The following is a 22,990-nucleotide window of genomic DNA, read 5'->3' as shown; positions in this document are numbered from 1 at the left end:
TATGAAACTGGATACGCCGCTCATCAAGGTCATCCGCGCATCTCGCCGCCTGAACATCGCGCTGTTCGGCGCCTTGCCATTGTTGCTGGCGCTGGGCGGTTTGCTGTATTGGGGAAGCCAGCGCATCCTGCAACAGGAAGAAGAAAAGCTGCGGGTCGACTTCACCGTGCTGGTTGGTTATATCCATGCCCACGAGAGCGTGCTGCAGGGCCTGTACGCACAGGGCCTGAACCCCGATGGCCGGCGGCTGGTGGCGCCGACGCCGGTCAGCGAGACCACGGGAATCGACCGCGCCTCGTGGGCATTCTTCGACGGCCAGCATGCCATTGCCGCCATGCCCTTCTCGCTGCTGTGCCAGAGCCCCGACTCCTGCCCCGTGAGCAACGGCATTTTCACGGGCATCGGCGGGTATCTCTCGGATTTCTATTCCACCCGCTGGGCGGCGTCGGTGTATCCGGCGGCGCCGCTGTTCGTCATTTCCCCGAGCCAGCAGGTCAGCCTGAGCGTGCCGGCGATTTCCACCGCGGCCGGCTACGAGCCGCTGACCCGGCAGACATTCCTGTCGGTGGTGGCGACGGTGCAGCAGGCCGCCGGCGGCGCCGATCCCGAGGATCGGTCCGGCAGCGAGGGGCCGCGGGTGGCATGGCTGCGCGACGCCGACCTGCCCAATGCCGTCATCGGCATGCTGCCGGTGATGCTGCCCCTGAATGCGCGCGATGGCGCCGTGGCCACCCGCCGCAACGTCTATGCGGTGTCGCTGCTGAACCGCGGCCGTGTCAGCATTTCCGAGCGCGTCCTCAACCAGCCGCTGTATGACCAGTTCTGGCTGCAGCACCGCGATGGCGCCATCCTGTTCGGCGACGGCCCGCCGCCGCGCGTGGAATCGGCCGGCTTCCATTTCGGGGGCGATGGACTGGTGCTGCGCATCGCCGACAGGAGCGGCGCCTGGACCGGCTACTACAAGCTCAACTACGGCAGCTTCTTCCGCGCCAACATGTGGCTGCCGCTGACGGTGCTGCTGATGCTCGCGCTGGGCCTCGCGGCCGGGGCCGGCTACCTGCTCTGGTACAACCGGCGCGTGATCCAGCCGGCCGAGATCGCCCATCTCGACATGGTGGAAAGCGAGGAATTCAACCGTACCGTGCTCGACACGGCGCCCGTGGCGCTGTGCGTGCTGTCGCGGCTCGAAGGCCGGGTGGTATTCAGCAATGCGCTGGCGAACCAGTGGCTGGGCATCGGCGTGGGCGAACAACCGCAGGATTCGCCCGAGGCCAACAAACTGCTGCGCCAGGTGCTGGGCGCGACCCGGCCGGGCACCATCGAGACCTTCCGCACCCACGAGGGACGACCGTTGTTCGTCGCCTTCGCGCCGACCCGCTACAAGAAGCAGGACGTGGTGCTGTGCGCCTTCGCCGACATCAGCGCGCGCGCCGAGATGGAGCACACCCTGGCCCAGGCCAAGCAACAGGCGGATCGCGCCAACGAGGCCAAGTCCACGTTCCTGGCGACCATGAGCCACGAGATCCGCACGCCGCTGTATGGCGTGCTGGGCACGCTCGAAGTGCTTTCCCTGACCAAGCTGGACGACGAGCAGCGCCGCCATGTCGATCGCATCCAGGATTCGTCGGTGATCCTGCAGCAACTGATCAGCGACATCCTCGACATCACCAAGATCGAGTCCGGCCAACTGGCGCTCGAAATGGATGGCTTCGATCCGCGCGAGCTGCTCGAGAACTGCATCGCCTCCTATGCCGGCATGGCCGAACAGAAGGGGCTGGTCATCTACAGTTGCGTCGACACCGGGACGCCCGCCTGGGTGGTGGGGGATGGCGGCCGGATCAGGCAGATCCTCAACAACCTGGTCAACAACGCCATCAAGTTCACCGATTCGGGCCATGTGGTGGCGCGCCTGCGGGCCGAGCCTCTGCCGGAAGGCCGGGTCCGCCTGCATTTCCAGGTGGTCGACAGCGGGGTCGGCATCAGCGCCGAAAACCAGGCATGCCTGTTCGAGCCGTTCTATCAGATCGATAGCGGATCGCACCTGGTGCGGGGCGCGGGCATCGGCCTGTCGATCTGCGCCCGGCTTGCGCAATTGATGGGGAGTAGCATCCAAGTGACCAGCGAACTGGGGTTGGGCAGCAGTTTTTCGATCGCCATCGAGCTGGACACGGCCGAGCCGCCACCCGGGCCGTCGCCACGGCTGGACGGGCTGCGCGTCTACGTGCGCAGCGCGCGCAAGGAATTGAGCGACAACATCTGCCATTGGCTGATCTATTGGGGCGCGCAGGCCAGCATCGCGCCGGCGTCGTTGACGCGGGACGAGGCCCGCGACGGGGTGCTGGTGGATGTGCACATTGCGGGCGATGCGGCCGCGCCCACCGAATGGCACGGACCGGTGGTGTCGGCGGGAGGCCGCGACGTGCATGGCGCCGCGCTGTACCGGGCCGACCGGCACTATCTCTCCAGCATTGGGTTCGCGCTCGAACGCTGGGCCTGCGGCGACACCGATAGCGCCCGCGAAGTCGCTTCGCCGCACTACGCGCCGCTGAACCTGCGCATCCTGGTGGCCGAGGACAACCCGATCAACCAGGTGACGATGTGCGACCAGCTTGAACAGTTGGGCTGCCAGGTGACGCTCGCGCCCGATGGCGCCGAGGCGCTGGCGCAATGGAACATTGGCGTGTTCGATGTGGTGCTGACCGATGTCAACATGCCGCGCATGAACGGCTACGAGCTGGCCGGCGCGCTGCGTGCGCAGGGCGTGACGGTGCCCATAATCGGCGTCACGGCCAATGCGCTCAAGGACGAAGAGGCGCGTTGCAAGTCGGCGGGCATGAGCAGTTGGCTGGTCAAGCCGATCAAGCTGAGCCTGTTGTGGAACCAACTGCGCGCGCATCGCGGCGGACGGATGCCGACGGCGGCCGCCGAAGCCGCCGCGCGCGCCCCTGGCGCGCCGCCCATCGTCGGCAAGTATCGCGATGTCTTCCTGCAGACCATGACGCAGGATCTGGCGCGGCTGGAGCAGGCCCACGCCGCGGGCGATGCGCGCGAACTGCGCTCGGTGCTGCATCGCATGCGCGGCGGCTTTGCCGCGGTGCAGGCGATGGATCTCTACCAGCAGGCCGAACACGCCGAGGAACGGCTGGTTGCCGATGGCCTGAATGACGCGGCCAAGACCCTGCTCTCACGGCCCTGGAGGCCGAGTTGCGCAGGACCTTGGCCGACATCTGAGGCGCGCCGCGGCGCCGCGGGCATGTGCGTGGCGGCCGCCGCCTGTCGCGGTTCCTGGCCGTTACCAGCGATAGCTGACATTGACCATGCCGCCGTAGCCGTGCTGGGCGCCATTGCCGGTCTGGCCGAAGACATGGCCCGACACTTGCGCCGTCCTGCCGACCCGGCCTTCCGCGCCCACCTTCAATTCGAACGCGTTGCGCGCCGGTTGCGCCTGCAGCGTGGTGCTGCCCATGCGCACCGCCGGCCTGGCGTTGTCGCGCAACCAGTTGGCTTCCAGGAACGGGCGCACGGCGGGCTTGGCCGCGCCCGTGGGCGCGTCTTGCGGGTAGAGGCGCACGCCGACGCGCGACTGCCAGGCGCCGTCGTTGCCGCTGCGCATGCGCGTGCCCTGCAGCGTCGCATCGCGCGCGTCGTAGCGGCTGTAGACCCACTGCGCGTTCGGTTCGACCACCAGCGCTGCCAGCGCCGAACCGGCGGCGAAGGGCTTGAGGGCGTAGCCGGCTTCGAGCGAGGCGCTCCAGACGTTGGAGCGGTAGCGCACCGAGCCCAGTTCGCTGCTTATCTGGTTGCTGTAGCGGCCGTACTGCAACCAGGTGTCGGCGTAGGCGCCCAGGCGGGTGGCGTCGTTCTCGTAGAAGGTGCCATAGAGCCCGGCGGAATAGCCCGACACCTTGCCGCGGGCGCGGGCATGGGTACGCAGGCCGCTGCCGGGCAGGATCAGCGTCGATACCGAACGGCTGCGCGCGTCGCCATAGCCGCCCATCAGGCCGGCATACAGCGCGCCGTCACGGCCGAGCGGGGCCTTGAGCAGGTCGCCGCCCAATTGCAGCATGGCGCTGTCGGTGGCGACATCGACGCGGCCCTCGGACATGCGCAGGCCGCTATCGTGGCGGCCCTGCACGCGGGCCCACAGGCCGCGGCCGTGGCGCGCGTCGGTGTCGCCGTCGGCATAGGCCGGCACGCGGTCGTGCAGGCCGTGGCTGAACAGGCGCGTGGCGGCCAGGCGGTTGCCGGCGTAGGCGCCGCTTTCGGGCGATACGTTCTTGAAGCCGCCGCCGGGCAACACGGGGTCGGGCGGGGCCACGGGGGGCGCCGGATCGCCGGGATCGGCCGGATCGGTGGGGTCGACCGGGCCGGGCGGGTTGACGGGCGGGGTGTAGTCGGACGTCAGGTACCAATCGGGCGCGATGCCGCCGTTGCCGCCGCGCACCAGGCTGTAGTCGTAGCCATTGAGCGAGACAGTGTCGACGCTGGCGCGGTAGCCGGTGGAGCCGCTGTCCAGGCGGAACGCATCGGCCGTGGTGGTGCCGCCGTTGATGGTTTCGACCACGCGGATGCCGTAGGTGGTCTGGCCGCCGCTGCCGCCGGCGTTGACGATGCGCAGGGCGGTATTGCCGGAGGTGGTGCCGCCATCGATGACCAGCCTGTCGGTGGGCGAGGCGTCGTCGCCCAGGCGTGTGTTCAGCACCAGCGTGCCGCCGCCGATGTAGTTGTTGACGGTCAGTGTCTTGAAGCCGTTGGCGCCGGCCGGCGCCGCGAAGGCGACGGTGCCGGCGTTGGCCAGCGTGCCCAGGCTGGAGTCGCCGCGCACGTTCCAGGTACTGGTGTTGTCCAGTTCCAGGCGATTGATACGGCCATTGCCGCGTTGCACCAGGGCGCCGGTCAGCTCCGAGCCGTTCTTGAGCGAGACGTCGACCGTGCCGCTGTCTGCCAGCACGTCGCCGCTGAGTCGGGCGTTGGTCGCATCCAGCGTGACCTGTTCGCTTTCGATTACGGTGGATACGCCGCCGCTGGTCACGGTGACGGCGCGGGAATGCAGCAATACGCCGTTGTCGGCATTGCCGCCCGCGCGCGCGATGATGGTTGAATCGGACACCAGGAACGTATGGCCGCCACCCGAAGCCAACAGGCCGACGCCGTCCTGGGTTTCGATACGGCTGCCGTTGCGCAGGGTGACGGTATTGCTCAGGCCGGCGCCGGTGAGATAGCTCCAGATGCCGTTGGCGCCGGCCCCGCGCGTGGCCAGAACGGTGTTGTCCAGCGTGACCGCCGCGCGGTTGCTGACGGCCAGGCCGCTGGCATTGGCGCCGCTGGTCTCGACCTGGGTATTGCGCGCCGACAGGCTGGCGCCGGAGCCGCTGGCGAACAGGCCGTAGGCGCTGGCGCCGCGGGTGGTGATGGTGGCATCCTGCAGTTCGAGGGTCGCGCCGCCCAGGCGCGCCAGCGCGCCGACCGCGCCGTCGCCAGCGGTATCGATGGCGACCCGCGTGGCCTTGATGCTGGCCGAGCTGCCGTATTCGCGCGACAGGTACAGGCCGTGGGCGTTGGCGTCGCGGGTCTTGACACTGCCGTCGACCAGCGTGACCTTGCCGCCGCGGTTGTCCACGCCCACATGGGCCGAGGAAATGTCGAAGCCGGTGGCCGAGAACGCCGTGCCGGCGGACGGCAGCCAGACGCCGGTGCCGTAGTTTCCCAGCGCCGAGATCGAGACGTTCTCGATTTCGGCCGAGGTGTCCTTGGCGTTGATGTTGATCCCGTAGCTGAAGTCGCCGGTGGCCGTCAGGGCGGCGTTGCGGATCGTGGCGGTGGACGGCGCGCCGCTGCCGGCGCTGAGCATCACTGCCGAGCCGCCGGCGGTCAGGCTGCCGCCGTCCATCTCGAAGCGGCCGCCTTCCACGCGCGCGCCCACGCCGTTGGCGGCATTGACTTCGGTGTTGTACAGAGTGACCAATGCGTTTGCGCCGCGGACGCTGACGCCATCGCTGTAATTGCCGGTGGTGGTGATGCTGCCGTCCTGCACGGTGACGCTGGCGCCACTTTCGGCGGCGGCGCCGGCGGCGTTGTAGCCATTGGTCTTGATGGTCACATCGCGGGCGACGATGGTCGAGCCCGCACCTGTCGCGCTCAGGCCGCGGCTGCCGCCGTTGATGGTGGTGATGCTGCCGCCATTGAGGTCGATGCGGCCGCCGGACTGCGCATGGGCGCCATGCGAGTACGAGCCCAGGGTGAAAATGTCGCTGCCGCCGATGGTGATCAGGCTGCCGGCGCCGGAGGCCGACAACGCGTGGGCGCCCTGGCCGGCGCCCAGCGTCTCGATGACGCTGCTGGTCAGGGTCACGCTACCGCCGGCACTGGCGCGCACGCCGATGGTGCTGGCGGTGGTGGCCGAGCCGGCGGTAATCGTCACGCCGTCGCCGCGCACGGCGTTGCCCGCAACCGAGACGTCGAGGGCGGCGCCGCTGCCCTCATAGGTCAGGGTGGCGCCGTTGTCGAGCAGGCGGTCGACGTTGCCCGACGGGTCACTGACAATGACCTGGCCGAGTTCGGCGGCCTGGAGGGGGGAGACGAGGGCTGGCAAGGTGATCGCCAGCAACCCGAGCATGATGGGGTTGAGGTGGCTGTGCATGGGTGGGTTCCTTGGCCCCTGGCCTTGGCATACCCATACACATCGAACAGAACCGGATCTAAGGAAGCTGGAGCCGCTGAAGCGTACTGGTGCGTATCGGACAAAGGCGATGACGTGGCAGTAGCTTTCATGGTGGGTTCCGGGCGGTCTCGAAAAAATAAGACGATTCTTAGAAGCGCTGCATTGATTTGCAGGAATCGTAAGGAGTTGAAAACGCCGGCCCGGTCTCGTGCATCCGGGCCGGCGTGGCTAGCGGCTTGGCGGCGACGCCCGTCGATCGGGCGTACCCGGCCGGCACGCGCGCGCCGGCCGGGTGCTGGCTCAAGCGGGGAATGCGAGCGCGTTTGTCAGGTCGCCCATGGGCTGCTGGCCGCGCGCTTTCATCGCGTCGTCGCGGACCTTCAGCCCGTTCAGGGTAGGCAGGTCGAACACCCGGGTGATCAGGCGCAGAATCGAGCCGGTGTCGTAGATGGTGTGGTCGACGCGGCCTTTCCTGGCGAAGGGCGACACCACCAGCGTGGGGATGCGCGTGCCGGGGCCCCAGCGGTCGCCTTTGGGCGGCGCCACGTGATCCCACCAGCCGCCGTTTTCGTCCACGGTGATGATGACCACCATGTTCTGCCATTGCGCGCTTTTGCGCAGACTGTCGACGATGTGGGCGATATGGCGATCCCCCGAATCCACATCGGCGTAGCCGGCGTGCATGTTGAGGTTGCCCTGCGGCTTGTAGAACGTCAGCGGCGGCAGCCTGCCGGCTTCGGCATCGGCCAGGAATTTATTGGTGGAGGACAGGTCGCCGAGGCCGCCATCGCGCAGATGCGCGGTGCGCGCCGCGGTGCCAGGGCCGGTGCTCTGGAAATAGTTGAAGGGCTGGTGATGCGCCTGGAAGTTGGGCGAGGACGGGAAGCCGCTGTTGGCTGTCGAGTCGATGGCCGCCTGCCAGCCGCCCGCGTACCAGGCCCAGTCCAGGCCCTTGGCGCTCATCAGGTCGCCGATGTTGTCGTGCTTCTGCGGCGCCATGAACACCGACGCCGGATCGGCCTGGGTCGGATCGGCAGCGTCGCGCGAGAACGCGGGCCAGTACGGCGGGCCCATCGTGTTCACGCCGTAGCCGTCGGGCGTCAGCGCGCTGGCGCCGAACTGCGGCGCGCCGGTGAGAGCGCTGGCCGGCGAGGCGGGCTTGGGCTGCAGGTTGGGGTCGGCGGGGTCGGCGCTCTGCAGTTGCGCGATCTGGCCGCGCACGTTGATCGAGGCGCTGGCCAGGTCTGGATAGATGGGCGGCTGGGCCGCGATCAGGTATTGGTGGTTGAGGAAAGAGCCGCCGAAGGCCCCCTGGAAGAAGTTGTCGCACAGCACGAATTCCTCGGCCAGCTTCCACAGGCGCAGGTTGTACGCGGAATCGCTGTAGCGGCCCATGACCAGCGCGCCGGAGTCGGCCCAGGCAACGAAGCGGTCGTTCTTGCCGCCGTTGATCTGCATCTGGTTCTGGTAGAACACGTGCCAGAGGTCGCGCGTGACCACGGCCTGCGGCAGCGGTTCGCCTTGCGGCCCGCGCAGGTCGAACGGCGCGTTGGGCAGGTTGTTCATGTAGGCCGCGCTTTCGTCGACCTGGTACGTGATGTGGTTGGCCTGTTGCGAGGTCGGCACCATGCCGCCCCATACTGGCGGCAGCACCGGCAGCGTGGTGCCGTCGCGGTCCCGCTGGGTGTAGTCGGCGGCGGTGAGCGCCGACAGCGGCTGCTCCACGCCGGGGAAATTGGCGAACAGGTTGTTGAAGCTGCGGTTCTCCGCGAAGATCACGACCACTGTCTTGACGTTCTGGCGTAGTTGCGTGGTGAGATCCGGCGCCGGCGTGGCCGCGGGTGGCGCGTCATCGTCGCCGTCATCGCTGGAGCAGCCCGCCAGCGCGCCCATGGCGGCGGCGCTGGCGCCGAGCGCGGCAATGCCGGTCAGAAAGCCGCGGCGGGTGGCGCGGACAGGGGTTGGGGCATCGCGGGCGGGGTTAGCCGCGGGCGCCGCGGCATCCTGCGCGAGCGCGCTTTTTTCTTTTTCAGACATGGTGGTAGACCTTGCGAGAGGGAAGGCGCCCTGTCATTGCGCCGTGAAGTCGCCGGATGACAGCCGGCATGCACGACGCGCTAGGCTAGAGAGGCAAGGTGCTATCGGTGTGACCATCCGCTGTCAGAAAGCTGTACGCGGGCGGCGCCCGCGCAAAATTCACCGCAACTGGTGCTCGGGGTGAAATCCGCATGAAAGTCGGGCCCGCCGCCTATCTGCGCATGTTTGGCATGCTGGCGGTTGACTTGCACATATTGCGAAACAACGCTATGATTCAAGGCTTACTTTTTCACGCGCCCGTAGCTCAGCTGGATAGAGTACCTGGCTACGAACCAGGGGGTCGTAGGTTCGAATCCTGCCGGGCGCGCCAGTGAATTTGTACGAAAGCATTTGTACGTGTACGAAGTACCTTTGTACAAAAGTCGGCAGTAAAAATGTCGGCAGTAAGAATGCGGCAGTAGAAATGTTGGCATTAAAATAGCAGTGCGGTGGCAGTTTGGTGTGATACAATTCTGCCTCTTTACCGGAGCGCCCGTAGCTCAGCTGGATAGAGTACCTGGCTACGAACCAGGGGGTCGTAGGTTCGAATCCTGCCGGGCGCGCCAACTCACTCGATGGTAATCATCGATAGGGTCGGATCGGTAAATGCGTTGCTAAATGAATGGAAAGGCCTTTGATCCCGGATCGAAGGCCTTTTTGTTTTGCCGAAGCCACGCGGTTCGGAGTTTCGCGGTGCCGGTGCTTCGCGGTTCAATCGCTGCCCGGTTCGATGCCGTGCTTCGGTGGGGCGCCGCCGTTGCCGCGGTCTTTTTTCGCGCCTCAGTTTGCCATGCCGGCAGATGTGGCAGCCTTGCCGGTGGTGTCGCTGGAGCAGGCTTTTTCCACGTCGTCGTCAAGGCCCCAATCGCCCACGGTGTACCAGTCATCGCCCAGCAGTTCGGCTGGATGCATGGTGCGATCGGAGCCGTTGCCACAGGCCAGCTCGTCGGTGGGACAGTAGCGGTCGCAGCCCCAACAGATGCGTTCGGGATGCTTGGGGTGCAGGGGAAACTTCTTGGCCATGGCAGTGCCTCCTGGGCCCGCGAGCTTCGCGCGGGATGTGTCGCTTCCAGCGTAGCGCATGGCGCAGGCGCGAAGCTTGATGTGACGCAAGCCACGCCTGCGCCCGCCTCGTGCCCGGTCAGCGCACACCCGGGTCCGTGCCATGCTGCGCATCTGTCCCGCCGTGTGTGGCTTGGGCCAGTGCGGGTACATGCCTTGAGTCGCATCGATTTGCGGACCTTCGCGGCTTCATGCTATAAACACGCCTCTTTAGCGCGCCCGTAGCTCAGCTGGATAGAGTACCTGGCTACGAACCAGGGGGTCGTAGGTTCGAATCCTGCCGGGCGCGCCACTTATTCCGATCCGCGTCGATTCGTCGGCGCGAGCAAGGGGCGCTGGCCCCAGGGCCATCGTCGGCGACGCTGGTTCAGCAAGATAGCCTGACGGCCTGGCGGTCATTCGCCAGGCCGTTCTCGTTTGCGCGGCCGTTTTTCCATCCGTCACCAGACGCGATAGGTGCGTCCGGTCAGCGCGCCTTCGACGCTGCGGCGGTACGCCAGCGCCACGCGGTCGGCAGGGGCGGCTTCGAAGCCGGGGAAGTACGGGCCATAGCCGTTCCATGACTCGCGCAGCACGGTTGGACTGACCGAATTGATGCGCGCGCCCGCCAATTCCACGGCCGCGCCGCGCACGAAGCCATCGATGGCGGCATTGACGGCCGAGGCGTTGGCGCCGAAGCGTATCGGTTCGTCGCTGACGATGCCGCTGGTCAGCGTGATCGAGCCGCCCTGGTTGAGGTAATGCTGGCCGATCAGCGCCAGGTCGACCTGGCCCAGCAGCTTGTCGTGCAGGCCGATGCGGAATTGCTCGGCGCTCATTTCGGCCAGCGGGCCAAAGTGCAGGCCGCCAGCGGTGGAGACGATGGCATCGACCTTGCCGACCTGTTCGAACAGGGCGTGGATGCTGTCGCTGCGGGTGATGTCGACCTGGTACTGGCCGCGGGTCTTGCCGACGGCGATGAGGTCGTGGCGCGGGCCCAATTCGCGGGCGACGGCGCGGCCGATGGTGCCGCTGGCACCGACGAGAAGGATCTTCATGGAAAACTCCTGGCATGTATTTGCTGGACGCGGACGGGTTGTGCGCGCATGAATCCATTCTGCGGTTTCCATTCCTATGGAAAAATGCGGGAATGGTTGCAACACTTCATACCCAGGGTACTTAATTCATGGATCGTCTACTCAGCATGGAGGTGTTCGTGGCGGTTGTCGAACTGGGCAGCCTGACCGCGGCGGCGGCGCGCCACGAGATGTCGGCGGCCATGGCGGCCAAGCACATCAAGGGCCTGGAGGCGCGGCTCGGCCTGCGGCTGATGAACCGCACCACGCGCCGCCAGAGCCTGACCGAGGCGGGCCAGGCCTATTACGCGCGCTGCAAGGCCATCCTGGCCGATATCCGCGAGGCCGAACAGGGCGCCGAAGCCTTGCGGGTCGCGCCGCGCGGCACGCTGCGCATCACCTCGACGGTGTCGTTCGGTTCGTTCGCGCTGGCGCCGGCGATTGCCGACTACCTCGACCGCTATCCGGACGTGAGCGTGGAACTGGCGTTGAGCGACGTGGTGGAGGACCTGGTGGCCTCGCGCTACGATCTGGCGGTGCGCATCGGCGAGCCGCGCGATTCGGGCCTGGTGGCGCGCCGCATCGGCAGTTACCAGATGATCATCTGTGCATCGCCGGCCTATCTGGCGCGCCATGGCACGCCCGCGACGCCGGCCGATCTGGGCCGCCACCAGTGCCTGGATTTCTCCCATTGGAGCCGCCGCACCGGTTGGCGCCTGGGAGATGGCGAGGGCGAAGGCGGGCAGGCCGACTATCCGCCGACCAGCCGTTTCCTCGCCAACAATGGCCAGGCGCTCAGGCAGGCGGCATTGGCCGGCTTCGGCATCGTGCTGCAACCCGAGCTGCTCCTGGCCGAGGACGTGCACGCCGGCCGGCTGACGCCTATCCTGCGGCCTTACTGGCCGGCCGCGCGGCCGGTCACGCTGCTGTATCCGAAGGACCGGCAGGCGTTGCCCAAGCTCACGACGTTCGTGGAATTCGTCGTGGCGCGGTTCACGGGGAAAACGGGGCGGCGGTAAGGGGCGTCAGGCGCGTCGTCGGTCAACCGCGGTCAGGTTCAGACCGCTTTTGAGCAACTGGTAGGCCTGCCCGCCCAGCCACGCGACTTTCTCGCCGGAGCTGGTGCGGCAGACGCAGTGCGTCCTGGGATCGAAGCGGGACGTGCCCAGCGCGGAATAGGCGTCGGGGTCCGCCACGAATCGTTCGATACGATACAGCGTGCCGTCGGGGGCGGTGGCCAGGACATCGGTCAATCGTCTTGCGGTTCCGAGCATTTTGGGTACCTCCCATGCGCGGGCCGTTCTTTGCGCGGCGCCATCATAGTTGTTCGAACATGTTCATCGGGTCGGGCGATGGCCCGGCGTCAATGAAAGTGTCCTCCTAACGATGCATCATCGAGCTGTTCGGGCGTGACTCCCAGGGCTGCCGAAATGCGGTCCAGGATGATCTGGCGGGGCCGCGGGCGGGGCCTTTCCAATTCGATGTAGATGGAGTGGTCGACTCCCAGCCGGGCAGCCATGTCAGCGGTGCTGATGTTCAGGTGCTCGCGCCAGGCGCGTATCAGGCTCCAATCGTTGCCGGTTTTTAGACTTGCTACAGCTGATGGTACGACGTTTTTCGGTGTCGCGGGCGGTTGGCGCGTGGTCTCGGGGCGGAAGGCGTCGCGCACGGTGTTGAGGGCCTGCGCGCCGCCGCCGGCGTCGACCGGTGGCGGCGCGGCGCCGGGCTCGGCGGTGAAGAGGGTGCCGTCATTGATCTGGCGGTACAGGTTCTCGCCGACCCAGGCGAGGGCCTCGCCGTTATCGAGCATGCATTCGCAATCCAGGTGGTAATTGCTGGGAATGCTCTCGAGTTTGGCGATGGTTTCCGTGGTTGTGGCGTGGCGCACCACGCGGTGCAGCACACCGTCGGGCGAGCGCACGAACACGTCGGGAAGTCTCCAGGAAAACGGAATGATGATCTCCACGCCTGCAATGGTTTGGTGCCACTGTATCCCGCAGCGTACGCGATGAGATGTGGGGTTTCCCCTGCATCGCGGACGTTTGTCGATGGTAGTCCCGATCGCCGCGAACATCTTCACGAATCTTCACGCAAGCGCCGCGCCGGCGCGTTACCGCTGTCGCTGCCGCGGCGCTCGCGTCTGCTTGCGCCGGCACGCGCGCGGGATGCTCAGAAACCGGCCGCCGCCAGCAAGCGCGGCATGAGCCCGGCGGCCGCGCCGCGCAGATTGAAATGGGCGTGCGGGTCCAGCGGCGTGGCGGCGGGATTGACCTGGACCACGGTGGCGCCGGCACGCAAGGCGCGCAGCGGCAATTCGGCGGCGGGCTGGACCAGGGCCGAGGTGCCGATGCTGAAAAACAGATCGCAGTCGCCGGCCGCCGCCAGCGCGGCTTGCCAGGCGTCGGCCGGCAGGCTTTCCCCGAACCAGACGACGCCGGGCCGGATTGGCGCGCCACAATGGCTGCACGCCGGAGGCGCGAGCGCGCGGCCCGCGGCCGGTTCGCTGTGCGGCGCGGAGTCCGCGGCGATCGTGGCGCGGCGCTCGCAGGCGCTGCAGCGCGGCGCGTGCAGGCTGCCGTGCAGATGGATCACGTCGTGGCTGCCGGCGCGTTCATGCAGGTTGTCGACGTTCTGCGTGATCAGTGTCATCGCGGGCACTCGCCGTGCCAGTGTGGCGATGGCGCGATGGGCCGCATTTGGCTGGGCGCGCGCCACCTGGGCGCGGCGCCATTCGTACCAGCCCCATACCAGATCGGGTTGCGCCGCAAAGGCTTGCGGGGTGGCGAGCGCGCGGGCGTCGAAGCGCGCCCACAATCCGGTCAGGGGATCGCGGAACGTGGCGATGCCGCTTTCGGCGGATACGCCGGCGCCGGTGAAGACGGCCACGCGCCGCGCCCGCGCCAAGGCGTCGGCAAGCGCGGGGGGGATGGGAACAGGAATGGTGTCCATGCCAGGCGGGCGATGATGAGCAAGTCCGATACGCTGCACGCGTGCGCCCCGCGCTGTCAAGCGCGGCATGGCGCCGCGCGCGTGAATGGGCGCGGCGCGGACATGGCCGCGGCAGGCGGTGATTGCGACAACCGTCCCAAATCGTGGATACTGGAACGCCAAATTGGGATATGCAATGGCCGGGCCCATGGCGGGCCACGGCCGCTCCGGAGACACGCAATGCCCGAAGTCCTTGCCGGCCTGGACCGCCTGCGTCATTTCATCGCGACCGCGACCCGCCTGGCCACGCCCGCCGGGCTGGCGCAATCGCCCGAACTGCAGGCGGCGTTCACGGCCCTTATCGCGCACGACGATTGGCTGCCCGAAGCCTGTACCGTGCCGCATCCGCAGTACTACCAGCAATACCTGCTGCATTGCGATCCGCTGGAGCGGTTCTCGATCGTCAGCTTTGTGTGGGGCCCGGGGCAGCAGACGCCGGTGCATGACCACGAGGTGTGGGGCTATGTCGGCATGCTGCGCGGCGCGGAGGTGAACCAGCGCTATGCGCGCGATGCCGCCGGCAGGCTGGCGCCGCGCGGCGGGCCCGAGACGCTGCGGCCTGGCGACGTCGAGCGGCTGTCGCCGCAAGAGGGCGACATCCATCGCGTCTCCAATGCCTTCGACGATCAGGTCTCGATCAGCGTGCACATGTATGGCGGCAATATCGGCGCGGTCTCGCGTCACGTCTACGATCCGGCGACGGGACTGGCCAAGCCGTTCGTGTCGGGGTATTCGGGCGCGGCCGTGCCCAATCTTTGGGACCGTTCGGCGGCGGTGCGCGCGGCCCTGCCGGCCCAGGCCGCGTGAGGCGCCCGCGGGCCTGTTCGCGGCGCGCGCGTCGTGCTATGTTCGCGTCCTAAATATTGGGAAACCAGGAAATGGACAAAACATTGCTCAAGGGGCTGATGGTGCTGGAGGCGGTCACCGACGTCGACAACCCGCCGCGCACCATCGATGCGCTGGCCGCGCGCGTCGGGCTGACACGCAGCAATACGCACCGCACGCTGCAAACCCTGATCCACGCCGGCTACGTCGTGCGCGACGAAGATGGCGGCGGCTACCGCGGCGCGGTGCGGCTGTTCGAGCTGGCGGCGCGCCAACTGGGTCAGTTGGACCTGCGCAAGCTGGCCGCGCCCTTCATGCGCGCGCTGGCCGACCAGACCGGCGAAACCGTGCATCTGTCGGTGCTGGACGGTTTCGACGTGGTGTACGTCGACAAGATCGACAGCCCGCAGCCGATCCGCGCCTATTCCATGGTGGGCGGGCGCGCCCCGGCCTATACGGTGGCCACTGGCAAGGCGCTGCTGGCATACCAGGCCGAGGGCTACATCGAGCGCTACGCCGACAAGCTGGAGCGGCACACGGCGGCAACGTTGGTGTCGATGCCGTTGCTCAAGGAAGAGTTGCGCAAGGTGGTGCGCGCGGGCTACGCGATCAATCGCGGCGAATGGCGCGAAGGGGTGGGCGGGCTGGCGGTAACGCTGTTCAACAGCCTGGACCAGCCGGTTGCGGCGGTCGGCATCTCGGGGCCGCTGGACCGCTTGAGCGCGGCGCGCATGAAGCAGTTGGCGCCGGACGTGGCCGCCTGCGCCCAGGCGATTTCGCGCGGCCTGGGGTACCGGCGCGGCTTCCTGGGTGAATGAACGCCGTGGCGACTCGCGCGGGTCCGTAGGCGGGCGGCCCGGGCAGCGCCTGTGCGAGGCGCCGTTTGATGTGGCCAGGTCCTAGCGGCCGCCGGCGCGCAGCCGCGCCAGTTCGGCGGACAGCTCGGCCACCAGCGCCTGGGCCCGCGCCAGCGGGTCGTCGGCGCTGGCCGCGGCGGGAGCGCCGCTGGCGGGCGCATCGCGCAGGCGGGGCTGCACGTTTTCGTGGCCCACGCTGACGTCGACATCGAACACCAGTTGCTCTGCGCGATGCCAGGTGCTGAACCATTCCAGGGGCTGGCCGTGCTGGTCCATGCCCTGTCCTTCGAGCATCAGCAGGGGAGTGCCTGCCGCGACCTGCAGCAGGCCGGCCAGGGCGGCATCGGCCGCCACGGCCCGGATCTGGTTGCGGCCGGCGCCGGGATGCAGGCCGAATCGCCGCGTCAGCACGCCGTGCAGCGAGGCGTTGGTGAGTTCGTCGGCGCGCAGTCCGGGCACGGCCGCGGCCGGCAGCCAGGTGCGGACGTAGGCCAGCGGCGCGTCGGCGACGTGGCGCAGCCGTTCCAGCAGCAGCAGGTCGCTGCTGCCGAAGAATTCGGCCACCGCCTTCGGCGGCTCGGCCGGCGCCAGGTCCAGCACGCGCGTCTTGAGGGTCACGCCCGATTGCGCGAACTGTTCGTACAGGCCGGTGGAGCGCTGCACCAGGCGCCGGTGTTCGCGTGGCGCGGCCACCACCGCCGGGCGTCCGGCCTCGCGCTGGATCAGGCTTTCGGCGGCCAGTGCCGACAGCGCCTGCCGCACCACGCTGCGGGCCACGCCGAAGTGTTCGCACAAGGCCGCCTCGCTGGGCAGCAGGGCGCCGGCGCCGAGCTTGCGGCTGCGGATGTAGCCGCGCAGCAGCGCCGCCACCTGGGCATGCAGCGGGACGTCGCCGGAACGGTCCAGCGCGGGCAAATCTTCAGCGTTGGCGGGCGCCATGCAATCAACCTCCTGTTTGAGCCCGCGCAGTTTCCCATACATGCGTCCAGCCGGGGGCCAGATGCGCGGCGCGCTCGGCGGCCAGGATCAGACTGTCTTCGCGGGCGATGCCCTGGCCCGCGATGTCGAACGCGGTGCCGTGATCGACCGACACGCGCACCACCGGCAGGCCGACGGTGATGTTAACGCCGTCGTCGCCATAGACGGCCTTGAAGGGGGCGTGGCCCTGGTCGTGGTAACAGGCGATCACGAACTGCCACTTGCCGCGCACCGCCTGGGGGAACAGCGCGTCGGCGGGGATCGGGCCGGCCGCCAGGATGCCGGCGGCGTTGGCCTCGGCCACGGCGGGCGCCAGGATGTCGGCGTCTTCGGTGCCGAAGATGCCGTTTTCGCCGGCGTGCGGGTTCAGGCCCGACACCGCCACCGGACGGTCGCCGCGGCCCAGGGCCTTGGCGAACGAGCCGGCCAGGCGCAGCACCGCGCGCATGCGCGCCGGGGTCAGGTCTTCGATGGCCTGGCGCAGCGACACATGGGTGGTGGCGTGGAAGATGTAGAGGTCGCCGGCCGACAGCACCAGCGAGAAGGTCTTGACGCCGAACTCGTGCGCCAGCAGCTCGGTGTGGCCGGGCCACTTGTGGCCGGCGGCGTGCATCGCGGCCTTGTTCAGCGGGGCGGTGACGATGCCATCGACTTCGCCGGCGCGCGCCAGGGCGCAGGCGGTGGTGACAAAGCGCACCGAGCCGTCGCCGGCGTCGGCGCTGATCTCGCCCAGCTTGACGTGGCCCAGCGACGGGCCGGCCTGCAGCACTTCGATGGTGCCGGGCGTGTTGGTGGCGTCGGCGGGGCGCTCGACGCGGCGCACGATGGCGGGGTCGCCGCCCAGGCCGCGCACCGCGTTGACCATGACGTCGACGTCGCCGATCACGACCAGGCGCGCCTTCTGGCGCAGTTCGTCATGGCCCATCAGCATCTTGGCCGTGATCTCCGGCCCGATGCCGGCCACGTCGCCCAGGGTCACGGCCAACAGTGGCAGCTTGGGGGCAGGGGTTTGTGTCATCGCTTGAATCTCCTGTCGCGGATCGCGCGCACGGCGCGAACCAGTACGTCTTCGGTGCCAAAGCCGCCGGCCTTGGTCACCACGGGCAGGCCGTCGGCCGTGCCTCCGGTCAGCGTGCCCAGGGGCACGCCGCCCATCACTTCATCCACCAGGGCGATGCCGCTGGCGCCCAGCGCCAGCAGCACCTGGCGCGCGCCGTCGCCCCCGGTGGCGACCACGCCGGCGGCGCGCGAGGCGCCGATGGCCTGCGCCGCGAGCGCGCCCAGGCGCCGCGCGACGGCGTCGGAATCGAGGCCGTCGCGCTGGCCCTCGGGCGCCAGTAACAACAAGGTGCCGGCCTGCCGCGCGCCGTCTTGCGCATGGGCTTGCAGCAGCGGCGCGCTCCAGGCCTGCCAGGCCGCATCGTCGGCCAGGTCGGCCAGGCCGGGCGCCCAGGTGCGGGCGCCGTCGGCTTGCAGCGCGGCGGCCTGGGCGCGCGCGGCGCTGTGTTGCGAGGTGACCACCACCACGACCGGCGCGGTCTGGTCGGCACCGGCCCAGACGCGGGCCAGCGGCACCGCCAGGCCGCCCGCGCCCACCGGCAGGGCGCGTTGGCCCAGCAGGCCGATGGCGCGCGCCAGCCGTTCCAGGTCGGGCTCGTCGCGCGCATCGACCACCACGGTGGCGCCGGCCCCGGCGATGCGCGCGGCCAGCGATTCGGGGGCTTCGCCCGGAACGGCCGCGACGTGTGCACAGCCCAGCAGGGTCGGGATATGGCTTTCGGTGACGGGTGTGACCGGGTCGGTGGCGGCCGAGGTGTCCGTGACCGGCTGGCCGTTCACCATGAGCACGCCGTCTTCCACCGTGCGGCCGGTGGCGGGGAAGGCGGGGCAGACCACTGCGATGGTGTCCGCGCCCCAGGCCTCGCGCGCCGCGTCGATCTCGGCCTTGAAGGCGCCGCGCAGCGTCGAGTCCACTTTCTTGTACAGGCGCGAGACGCCGGCGGCGCGCAGCCGTTCGACGTTGCGCCGGATCACTGCGCCGGCTTCCGGGGCCGGCAGGGCGCGGCTGTGGGTGGTGACCGCCAGCACGTCGACATCGTCGGCGGCGGGGGCGGCCAGCGCCTCGTGCGCGCCGTCGATCGACAGGCGGGTGGTCCAGCCGGCCCGCACGAATTGCACGGCGGTGTCGCCGGAACCGGTCAGGTCATCGGCGACGATGGCGATGGCGGGATTCAAAGGGCCTCCCCGCGCGCCTCGCGGTAGTTGCCGCCCGGGCCGGCGTCGGCGGCGTCCTCGGACTTGAGTTCACCGGCGCGCTTGAGGAAGAACGAGGCCAGCAGCGGTGCCAGGATCGAGCTGATCAGCACACACGCGGCGACCTGCGCGGTGGCGGTCGAGACGTATTGCTGAAAGTTGGGGTCGGCGGCCGCCACCACGGCCGGCGTGGCGATGGCGTTGCCGGCGGTGGTGCCGGCCGCGAAACCCAGGCCGCTCTTGCCGCCACGGCGCAGGATCAGGCGATAGCCCAGGTAGACCAGGCCGCCGGTGATGGGGCTGATGATCAGGCCCAGGATCAGGCCGCTGATGCCGCCATTGACCACGGCGCCCAGGTTGATGCCGGTGCCCAGCGCGAAGGCGAAGAACGGGATCACGATGTTGGGCACGGGCTTGAGCACGTCGCGCCACTTGGGATCGAGGTTGCCGACCACCACGCCCAGCAGGAACGGCACCAGGGCGGCGACCAGGGCGATCATGGGGATGTCGGCCAGGCCCGAGGCGCCCAGGAACAGCAGGCTGAAGAATGGGCCGTCGTTGACGGCGCTGGCAACGTAGGCGCCGCGGTCGCGGGCATCGCCGTACTGGCCGGTGTAGGCCAGCCACAGGCCGCCGTTGCTGTTGTCGAAGGCGGCCAGCAGGGCCAGGATCGACACGCCCAGCACGCCGTCCAGGCCGACGTAGCTGCCCAGGATGATGATGAGGGTGGCGGGCACCAGGGTCTTCATCAGCAGGATGGTGCCGGCGGTGGCCAGGATCGGGCCGCCAGTGCGGGCGTTGACGTGGGTGCCGGTGGCGAAGATCAGCAGCGCGATCAGCGGCAGGGCGCTGTTCTTGAACAGGGCGGTGGTGAAGCCGCCGATGGCCAGCGCGTCGGGCGCGAAGGTGCCGAGCAGCGAACCCAGGATCAGCGGTACCAGCATCAGGCCGCCGGGGATTTTCTGCATCGTGCCAAAGAAGGGCGAGCGGGTGGTTTCGGTCGTCACAATCGGAGTCTCCAGGGGGATTTTCTCGCGGCGCAGACGTTCATGCGTGCGTCTGTCGGGGGGTTGAAAGCCGCCAGTGTACACCTGTACGTACAGCATGTACGTACAGGATGGCGCGCTGTGGCGGCGGCGCGACGCCGCCACAGCCATACCGCAAGTGCCCCACTGCGTGGCCCGCGCAGCCCATCAGGGAGCCCGGCCCGCCGCCCGCTCATCCGTAATGCGCGCGCCGGGTTCCGCCTTCGCGGCGGCTGGCCTTTTCCGCCACGATGTTGTCCCGCGCCATGCGCCGCCCGCGCTCGCCGATGCGGCCCAGCAGGTCGCGCAGCAAGGCGACCTCGGCCGCGTCCAGGTCCTGCACCAGCAGGTCGTTCAGGCGCATGACCTCGGGCAGCAGGGCGTGATAGCGGTCCAGGCCTTCGGCCGTGGCCTGGACCCGCACCACGCGGCGGTCGGACGGGTCGGGCAGGCGTTGCAGCCAGCCCTTTTCACACAGCGCCCCCAGCGTGCGCGAGGTGCGCGCCAGATCGAGCCGGGCGGCGCTCGCCAGTTCGGCCGAGGTCATGATGCCGCCCTCGACCGCGCACGCCAGCAGGCGCCATTCGCGCCGCGTGATGCCGAACCGGCCCTCGCACAGCCGCACGAAGACGGGGTTGGACTGGGCCCAGGCCTGGTAAAGCTGGTACATCAGCATCCCGGCCAGCGGATGTTCATGTTCTGCGGGGTCTTGCGGGGGCATTGTCGTCTCCTGCCTGCGGCGCCGCGGACGTCGCGCGGCGCATATCGTTATGGCGAGTATTGGCAGGGACCTATCGTTATGGCAAGTACTGGATTAGATCAAGCAATCTCCGCGGCGCTACAGTCGTTGCGCCGATCCGGCCATGGCCCGACATGCAGAAACATAACCGACAGCGGGCCGCAGTCACCAGGGAGACAACTGTGCGAAATTGGATATCCTGCGCCGCGTTCGCGGTGCTTGCGGCGGCTTCGGCCGCGCCGGCCTGTGCCCAGCAGGCGCCGCTGGATGGCGCCTTGACCATCGTGGTGGGCTATCCGCCAGGCGGCAGCTCCGACCGCATCGCGCGGCTGGTCGCCGACCGCCTCAAGGACCGCCTGGGCGTGACGGTCGTGGTCGAGAACAAGACCGGCGCCGGCGGCCGCATCGCGGCGCAGGGCTTGCATGTCCTCGCCGAACGCCAGAATGTGCTGATGCTGGCCAATCCCGCCGTGATGGTGGTGGCGCCGCTGGTATATGCCGAACCGGGCTATGACGCCCGCAAGGATTTCAAGCCGGTCTCGCTGGTCAGCCGCTACAAGTTCGCGCTGGCCGTGTCGGCCAGTTCGCCGATCCATGACATCGCGGCGCTGCGTCGCTGGCTGCGCGAGCATCCGCGCGATTTCACGGTGGGCGTGCCGGCCACCGGCAGCCTGCCGCATTTCTTCGCCCTGATGCTGGGCCGCGCCATCGAACAGAAGCCCGAGGTGGTGGGGTATCGCGGTTCCGCGCCGCTGATCTCCGAACTGATCGGGGGCATCCTGCCGCAGGCCGTGGACACGCTGGACACGCTGCTGCCGCAGCACCTGGGCGGCAAAATACGCATCCTGGCGACCTCGGGCGAGGCGCGCGATCCGCAGTTGCCCGAGGTGCCCACCTTCCGTGAGGCCGGCATCGATCTGGCGGCCGACGGCTGGAATGCATTCTTCGCGCCGGCGTCGATGGCCCCGGCCAAGATCGAACGGCTGGCCACGGATATCGCCGCGGTGATGCGCGACCCCGCCATGCAGCGGGCTGTGCGCGCGTCGTACCTGGAGCCGGTGTCGGCCGATGGCGCCGCCACCGCGCGCGAACTGGATGCCTATCGCAATCAGTGGGAGCCGGCGGTGCGCGCTTCCGGTTTCACGGCGACCCAATAGGAGCGGGCAACGATGAGCGCGGTGCAGAATGTGTTGTTCATCATGGCCGACCAGTTGCGGGCGGATCACCTGGGCTGCTATGGCCATCCCTATTTGCGAACGCCGAGCCTGGACGCGCTGGCCGCGCGCGGCGCGCGCTTCGAGCGGGCCTTCGTCAATTCCGGCGTGTGCGGTCCCTCGCGCATGAGCTACTACACCGGCCGCTATCCCTCGCGCCACGGCGCCACCTGGAACCGGGTACCGCTGTCGGTCAACGAGGTCACGCTGGGCGAATACCTGGCCGGGCAGGGGCGCGACCTGGCGCTGGCGGGCAAGACTCACGTCATTCCCGACCGCGCCGGCATGGAGCGCCTGTCTATCGACGGCGGCTCCGAGCTGGGCGCGCTGCTGTCGCGCGGCGGCTTCATCGAAGTCGACCGCTATGACGGCCACCATGAACCCGGCGCGGAAAGCGGCTACCCGGCCTTCCTGCGCAGCCACGGCTACGACAGCGCCGACCCCTGGACCGACTACGTCATTGCCGGTGTCGACGCGCACGGGCAGGTGGTCAGCGGCTGGAACATGCGCAACGCGCACTTGCCGTCGCGCGTGGCCGAGCCGCACTCCGAGACCGCCTACATGACCGACCAGGCGCTGCGTTTCATGCGGCAGCGCGGCGGCCAGCCCTGGGTGCTGCACCTGAGCTACGTCAAGCCGCACTGGCCCTACATGGCGCCCGCGCCCTACCACCAGCGCTATACGGCCGATCAGTGCCTGCCGGCGCGCCGCAACCGCGAGGAACTGGCCGGCGCGCATCCGGTGGTGGCTGCCTACCGCCAGCACGAGGAAAGCGTCAGCTTCTCCACCGATGAATGCGTACGCGTGGTGCGCCCCGCCTACCAGGGCCTGATCCACCAGCTCGACGACCACCTTGGCCGGCTGTTCGACTACATGGAAGGCGCCGGCCTGATGCGCAACACGTTGATCGTGTTCACCGCCGACCATGGCGATTTCCTGGGCGACCACTGGCTGGGCGAGAAGGAACTGTTCTACGACACCGTGCAGCGGGTGCCATTCATCGTCATGGACCCGTCGGCCGCGGCCGACGCAACGCGCGGCCAGGCGTTGGCGGACATGGTCGAAAGCGTGGACCTGGTGCCGACAGTGCTGCGCGCACTGGATGCGCCAAGGCCGTGGCACCGGCTGGAGGGGCGCGAACTGCAAACCGTGCTGCATGGCCGTGGCGCCGACGAGCCTTGGCGCGATTGCGTTTTCTCGGAGCTGGACTACAGCTTCCGCCAGGCGCGCCTGCTGCGCGGCAAGACGCCGCAGCAG

At 68.7% G+C, this 22,990-nt stretch carries 17 protein-coding genes, 3 tRNA genes and 1 pseudogene; 9 read left to right on the top strand and 12 right to left on the bottom strand.

What is annotated here, in order from left to right:
- Position 1: 1 nt before the first annotated feature.
- Positions 2-3,100: pseudogene (locus AC6LKG_RS04175) on the top strand (hybrid sensor histidine kinase/response regulator); the annotation flags it as partial.
- Between the two features lie 192 nt (positions 3,101-3,292).
- Here AC6LKG_RS04175 and AC6LKG_RS04170 read toward each other — a convergent pair.
- Together AC6LKG_RS04170 and acpA are read right to left on the bottom strand one after the other, a co-directional pair.
- Positions 3,293-6,640 (bottom strand): autotransporter outer membrane beta-barrel domain-containing protein, encoded by a 3,348-nt coding sequence (locus AC6LKG_RS04170; protein ID WP_498162941.1) that lies wholly within the window; start codon positions 6,638-6,640, stop codon positions 3,293-3,295.
- 321 nt (positions 6,641-6,961) lie between these two features.
- Positions 6,962-8,698 carry an acid phosphatase gene (gene acpA / locus AC6LKG_RS04165; RefSeq protein WP_498162940.1) on the bottom strand — a complete coding sequence of 579 codons (1,737 nt, stop codon included), beginning with the start codon at positions 8,696-8,698 and terminating at the stop codon, positions 6,962-6,964.
- Between the two features lie 293 nt (positions 8,699-8,991).
- Between acpA and AC6LKG_RS04160 the strand changes: the two genes are divergently transcribed.
- Positions 8,992-9,068, top strand: a tRNA-Arg gene (locus AC6LKG_RS04160).
- 158 nt (positions 9,069-9,226) lie between these two features.
- Positions 9,227-9,303 (top strand) — tRNA-Arg (locus tag AC6LKG_RS04155).
- A gap of 214 nt (positions 9,304-9,517) precedes the next feature.
- Here AC6LKG_RS04155 and AC6LKG_RS04150 read toward each other — a convergent pair.
- A complete protein-coding gene (locus tag AC6LKG_RS04150; protein ID WP_498162939.1) occupies positions 9,518-9,760 on the bottom strand; it encodes a DUF3079 domain-containing protein in 243 nt (80 codons plus the stop codon).
- A gap of 254 nt (positions 9,761-10,014) precedes the next feature.
- Here AC6LKG_RS04150 and AC6LKG_RS04145 point away from each other — a divergent pair.
- Positions 10,015-10,091 (top strand) — tRNA-Arg (locus AC6LKG_RS04145).
- Between the two features lie 148 nt (positions 10,092-10,239).
- Here the strand turns inward: AC6LKG_RS04145 and AC6LKG_RS04140 are convergent.
- The gene (locus tag AC6LKG_RS04140; protein WP_498162937.1) at positions 10,240-10,836 is read right to left on the bottom strand and encodes a short chain dehydrogenase; all 597 of its coding nucleotides are present in this window, start codon (positions 10,834-10,836) and stop codon (positions 10,240-10,242) included.
- Between the two features lie 128 nt (positions 10,837-10,964).
- On the opposite strand from AC6LKG_RS04140, the gene AC6LKG_RS04135 reads away from it, so the two are divergent.
- Positions 10,965-11,873, top strand: coding sequence for a LysR family transcriptional regulator (locus tag AC6LKG_RS04135; protein WP_498162935.1), 909 nt, complete (start codon positions 10,965-10,967; stop codon positions 11,871-11,873).
- Positions 11,874-11,879: 6 nt separating this feature from the next.
- Here AC6LKG_RS04135 and AC6LKG_RS04130 read toward each other — a convergent pair whose 3' ends face one another.
- From AC6LKG_RS04130 to AC6LKG_RS04120, 3 genes are all read right to left on the bottom strand, one after another.
- Entirely contained in the window at positions 11,880-12,128 is a 249-nt protein-coding gene (locus tag AC6LKG_RS04130; protein ID WP_498162934.1) for a hypothetical protein, read from the bottom strand.
- An 89-nt stretch (positions 12,129-12,217) separates the two neighbouring features.
- Positions 12,218-12,820 carry a helix-turn-helix domain-containing protein gene (locus tag AC6LKG_RS04125; protein WP_498162932.1) on the bottom strand — a complete coding sequence of 201 codons (603 nt, stop codon included), beginning with the start codon at positions 12,818-12,820 and terminating at the stop codon, positions 12,218-12,220.
- A gap of 203 nt (positions 12,821-13,023) precedes the next feature.
- Positions 13,024-13,803, bottom strand: coding sequence for an SIR2 family NAD-dependent protein deacylase (locus tag AC6LKG_RS04120; RefSeq protein ID WP_498162931.1), 780 nt, complete (start codon positions 13,801-13,803; stop codon positions 13,024-13,026).
- Positions 13,804-14,022: 219 nt separating this feature from the next.
- Here AC6LKG_RS04120 and AC6LKG_RS04115 point away from each other — a divergent pair, with 219 nt between their 5' ends.
- Together AC6LKG_RS04115 and AC6LKG_RS04110 are read left to right on the top strand one after the other, a co-directional pair.
- Positions 14,023-14,649 carry a cysteine dioxygenase family protein gene (locus AC6LKG_RS04115; RefSeq protein ID WP_498162930.1) on the top strand — a complete coding sequence of 209 codons (627 nt, stop codon included), beginning with the start codon at positions 14,023-14,025 and terminating at the stop codon, positions 14,647-14,649.
- A gap of 71 nt (positions 14,650-14,720) precedes the next feature.
- Positions 14,721-15,485, top strand: a complete 765-nt coding sequence (locus AC6LKG_RS04110) for an IclR family transcriptional regulator (protein ID WP_498162929.1) — start codon at positions 14,721-14,723, stop codon at positions 15,483-15,485.
- 81 nt (positions 15,486-15,566) lie between these two features.
- Here AC6LKG_RS04110 and AC6LKG_RS04105 read toward each other — a convergent pair whose 3' ends face one another.
- From AC6LKG_RS04105 to AC6LKG_RS04085, 5 genes are all read right to left on the bottom strand, one after another.
- Entirely contained in the window at positions 15,567-16,463 is an 897-nt protein-coding gene (locus tag AC6LKG_RS04105) for a GntR family transcriptional regulator (protein WP_498162928.1), read from the bottom strand.
- Positions 16,464-16,467: 4 nt separating this feature from the next.
- On the bottom strand, positions 16,468-17,520 hold the full coding sequence (gene pdxA / locus AC6LKG_RS04100; RefSeq protein WP_498162926.1) for a 4-hydroxythreonine-4-phosphate dehydrogenase PdxA: 1,053 nt from the start codon (positions 17,518-17,520) through the stop codon (positions 16,468-16,470).
- A complete protein-coding gene (gene dtnK / locus AC6LKG_RS04095; protein WP_498162925.1) occupies positions 17,517-18,737 on the bottom strand; it encodes a D-threonate kinase in 1,221 nt (406 codons plus the stop codon). Before dtnK ends, pdxA begins: the two co-directional genes overlap by 4 nt.
- Positions 18,734-19,762 carry a 2-keto-3-deoxygluconate permease gene (locus AC6LKG_RS04090; protein ID WP_498162923.1) on the bottom strand — a complete coding sequence of 343 codons (1,029 nt, stop codon included), beginning with the start codon at positions 19,760-19,762 and terminating at the stop codon, positions 18,734-18,736. Before AC6LKG_RS04090 ends, dtnK begins: the two co-directional genes overlap by 4 nt.
- 211 nt (positions 19,763-19,973) lie before the next feature.
- On the bottom strand, positions 19,974-20,501 hold the full coding sequence (locus AC6LKG_RS04085; protein ID WP_498162921.1) for a MarR family winged helix-turn-helix transcriptional regulator: 528 nt from the start codon (positions 20,499-20,501) through the stop codon (positions 19,974-19,976).
- A 200-nt stretch (positions 20,502-20,701) separates the two neighbouring features.
- Between AC6LKG_RS04085 and AC6LKG_RS04080 the strand changes: the two genes are divergently transcribed.
- Entirely contained in the window at positions 20,702-21,676 is a 975-nt protein-coding gene (locus AC6LKG_RS04080; RefSeq protein ID WP_498162919.1) for a Bug family tripartite tricarboxylate transporter substrate binding protein, read from the top strand.
- Positions 21,677-21,688: 12 nt separating this feature from the next.
- Positions 21,689-22,990 (top strand): sulfatase-like hydrolase/transferase (locus AC6LKG_RS04075; protein WP_498162917.1); only part of this gene is annotated, 1,302 nt, incomplete at its 3' end.

Source organism: Achromobacter sp. 46006 (assembly GCF_059761975.1).
This window is presented reverse-complemented; position numbering and strand designations above follow the sequence as displayed.

Bases quoted from the DNA above. Each gene is read 5' to 3' on its own strand.
- AC6LKG_RS04170 (WP_498162941.1), bottom strand. From the start codon at position 6,640: ATGCACAGCCACCTCAACCCCATCATGCTCGGGTTGCTGGCGATCACC.
- acpA (WP_498162940.1), bottom strand. From the start codon at position 8,698: ATGTCTGAAAAAGAAAAAAGCGCGCTCGCGCAGGATGCCGCGGCGCCC.
- AC6LKG_RS04150 (WP_498162939.1), bottom strand. From the start codon at position 9,760: ATGGCCAAGAAGTTTCCCCTGCACCCCAAGCATCCCGAACGCATCTGT.
- AC6LKG_RS04140 (WP_498162937.1), bottom strand. From the start codon at position 10,836: ATGAAGATCCTTCTCGTCGGTGCCAGCGGCACCATCGGCCGCGCCGTC.
- AC6LKG_RS04135 (WP_498162935.1), top strand. From the start codon at position 10,965: ATGGATCGTCTACTCAGCATGGAGGTGTTCGTGGCGGTTGTCGAACTG.
- AC6LKG_RS04130 (WP_498162934.1), bottom strand. From the start codon at position 12,128: ATGCTCGGAACCGCAAGACGATTGACCGATGTCCTGGCCACCGCCCCC.
- AC6LKG_RS04120 (WP_498162931.1), bottom strand. From the start codon at position 13,803: ATGGACACCATTCCTGTTCCCATCCCCCCCGCGCTTGCCGACGCCTTG.
- AC6LKG_RS04115 (WP_498162930.1), top strand. From the start codon at position 14,023: ATGCCCGAAGTCCTTGCCGGCCTGGACCGCCTGCGTCATTTCATCGCG.
- AC6LKG_RS04110 (WP_498162929.1), top strand. From the start codon at position 14,721: ATGGACAAAACATTGCTCAAGGGGCTGATGGTGCTGGAGGCGGTCACC.
- AC6LKG_RS04105 (WP_498162928.1), bottom strand. From the start codon at position 16,463: ATGGCGCCCGCCAACGCTGAAGATTTGCCCGCGCTGGACCGTTCCGGC.
- pdxA (WP_498162926.1), bottom strand. From the start codon at position 17,520: ATGACACAAACCCCTGCCCCCAAGCTGCCACTGTTGGCCGTGACCCTG.
- AC6LKG_RS04085 (WP_498162921.1), bottom strand. From the start codon at position 20,501: ATGCCCCCGCAAGACCCCGCAGAACATGAACATCCGCTGGCCGGGATG.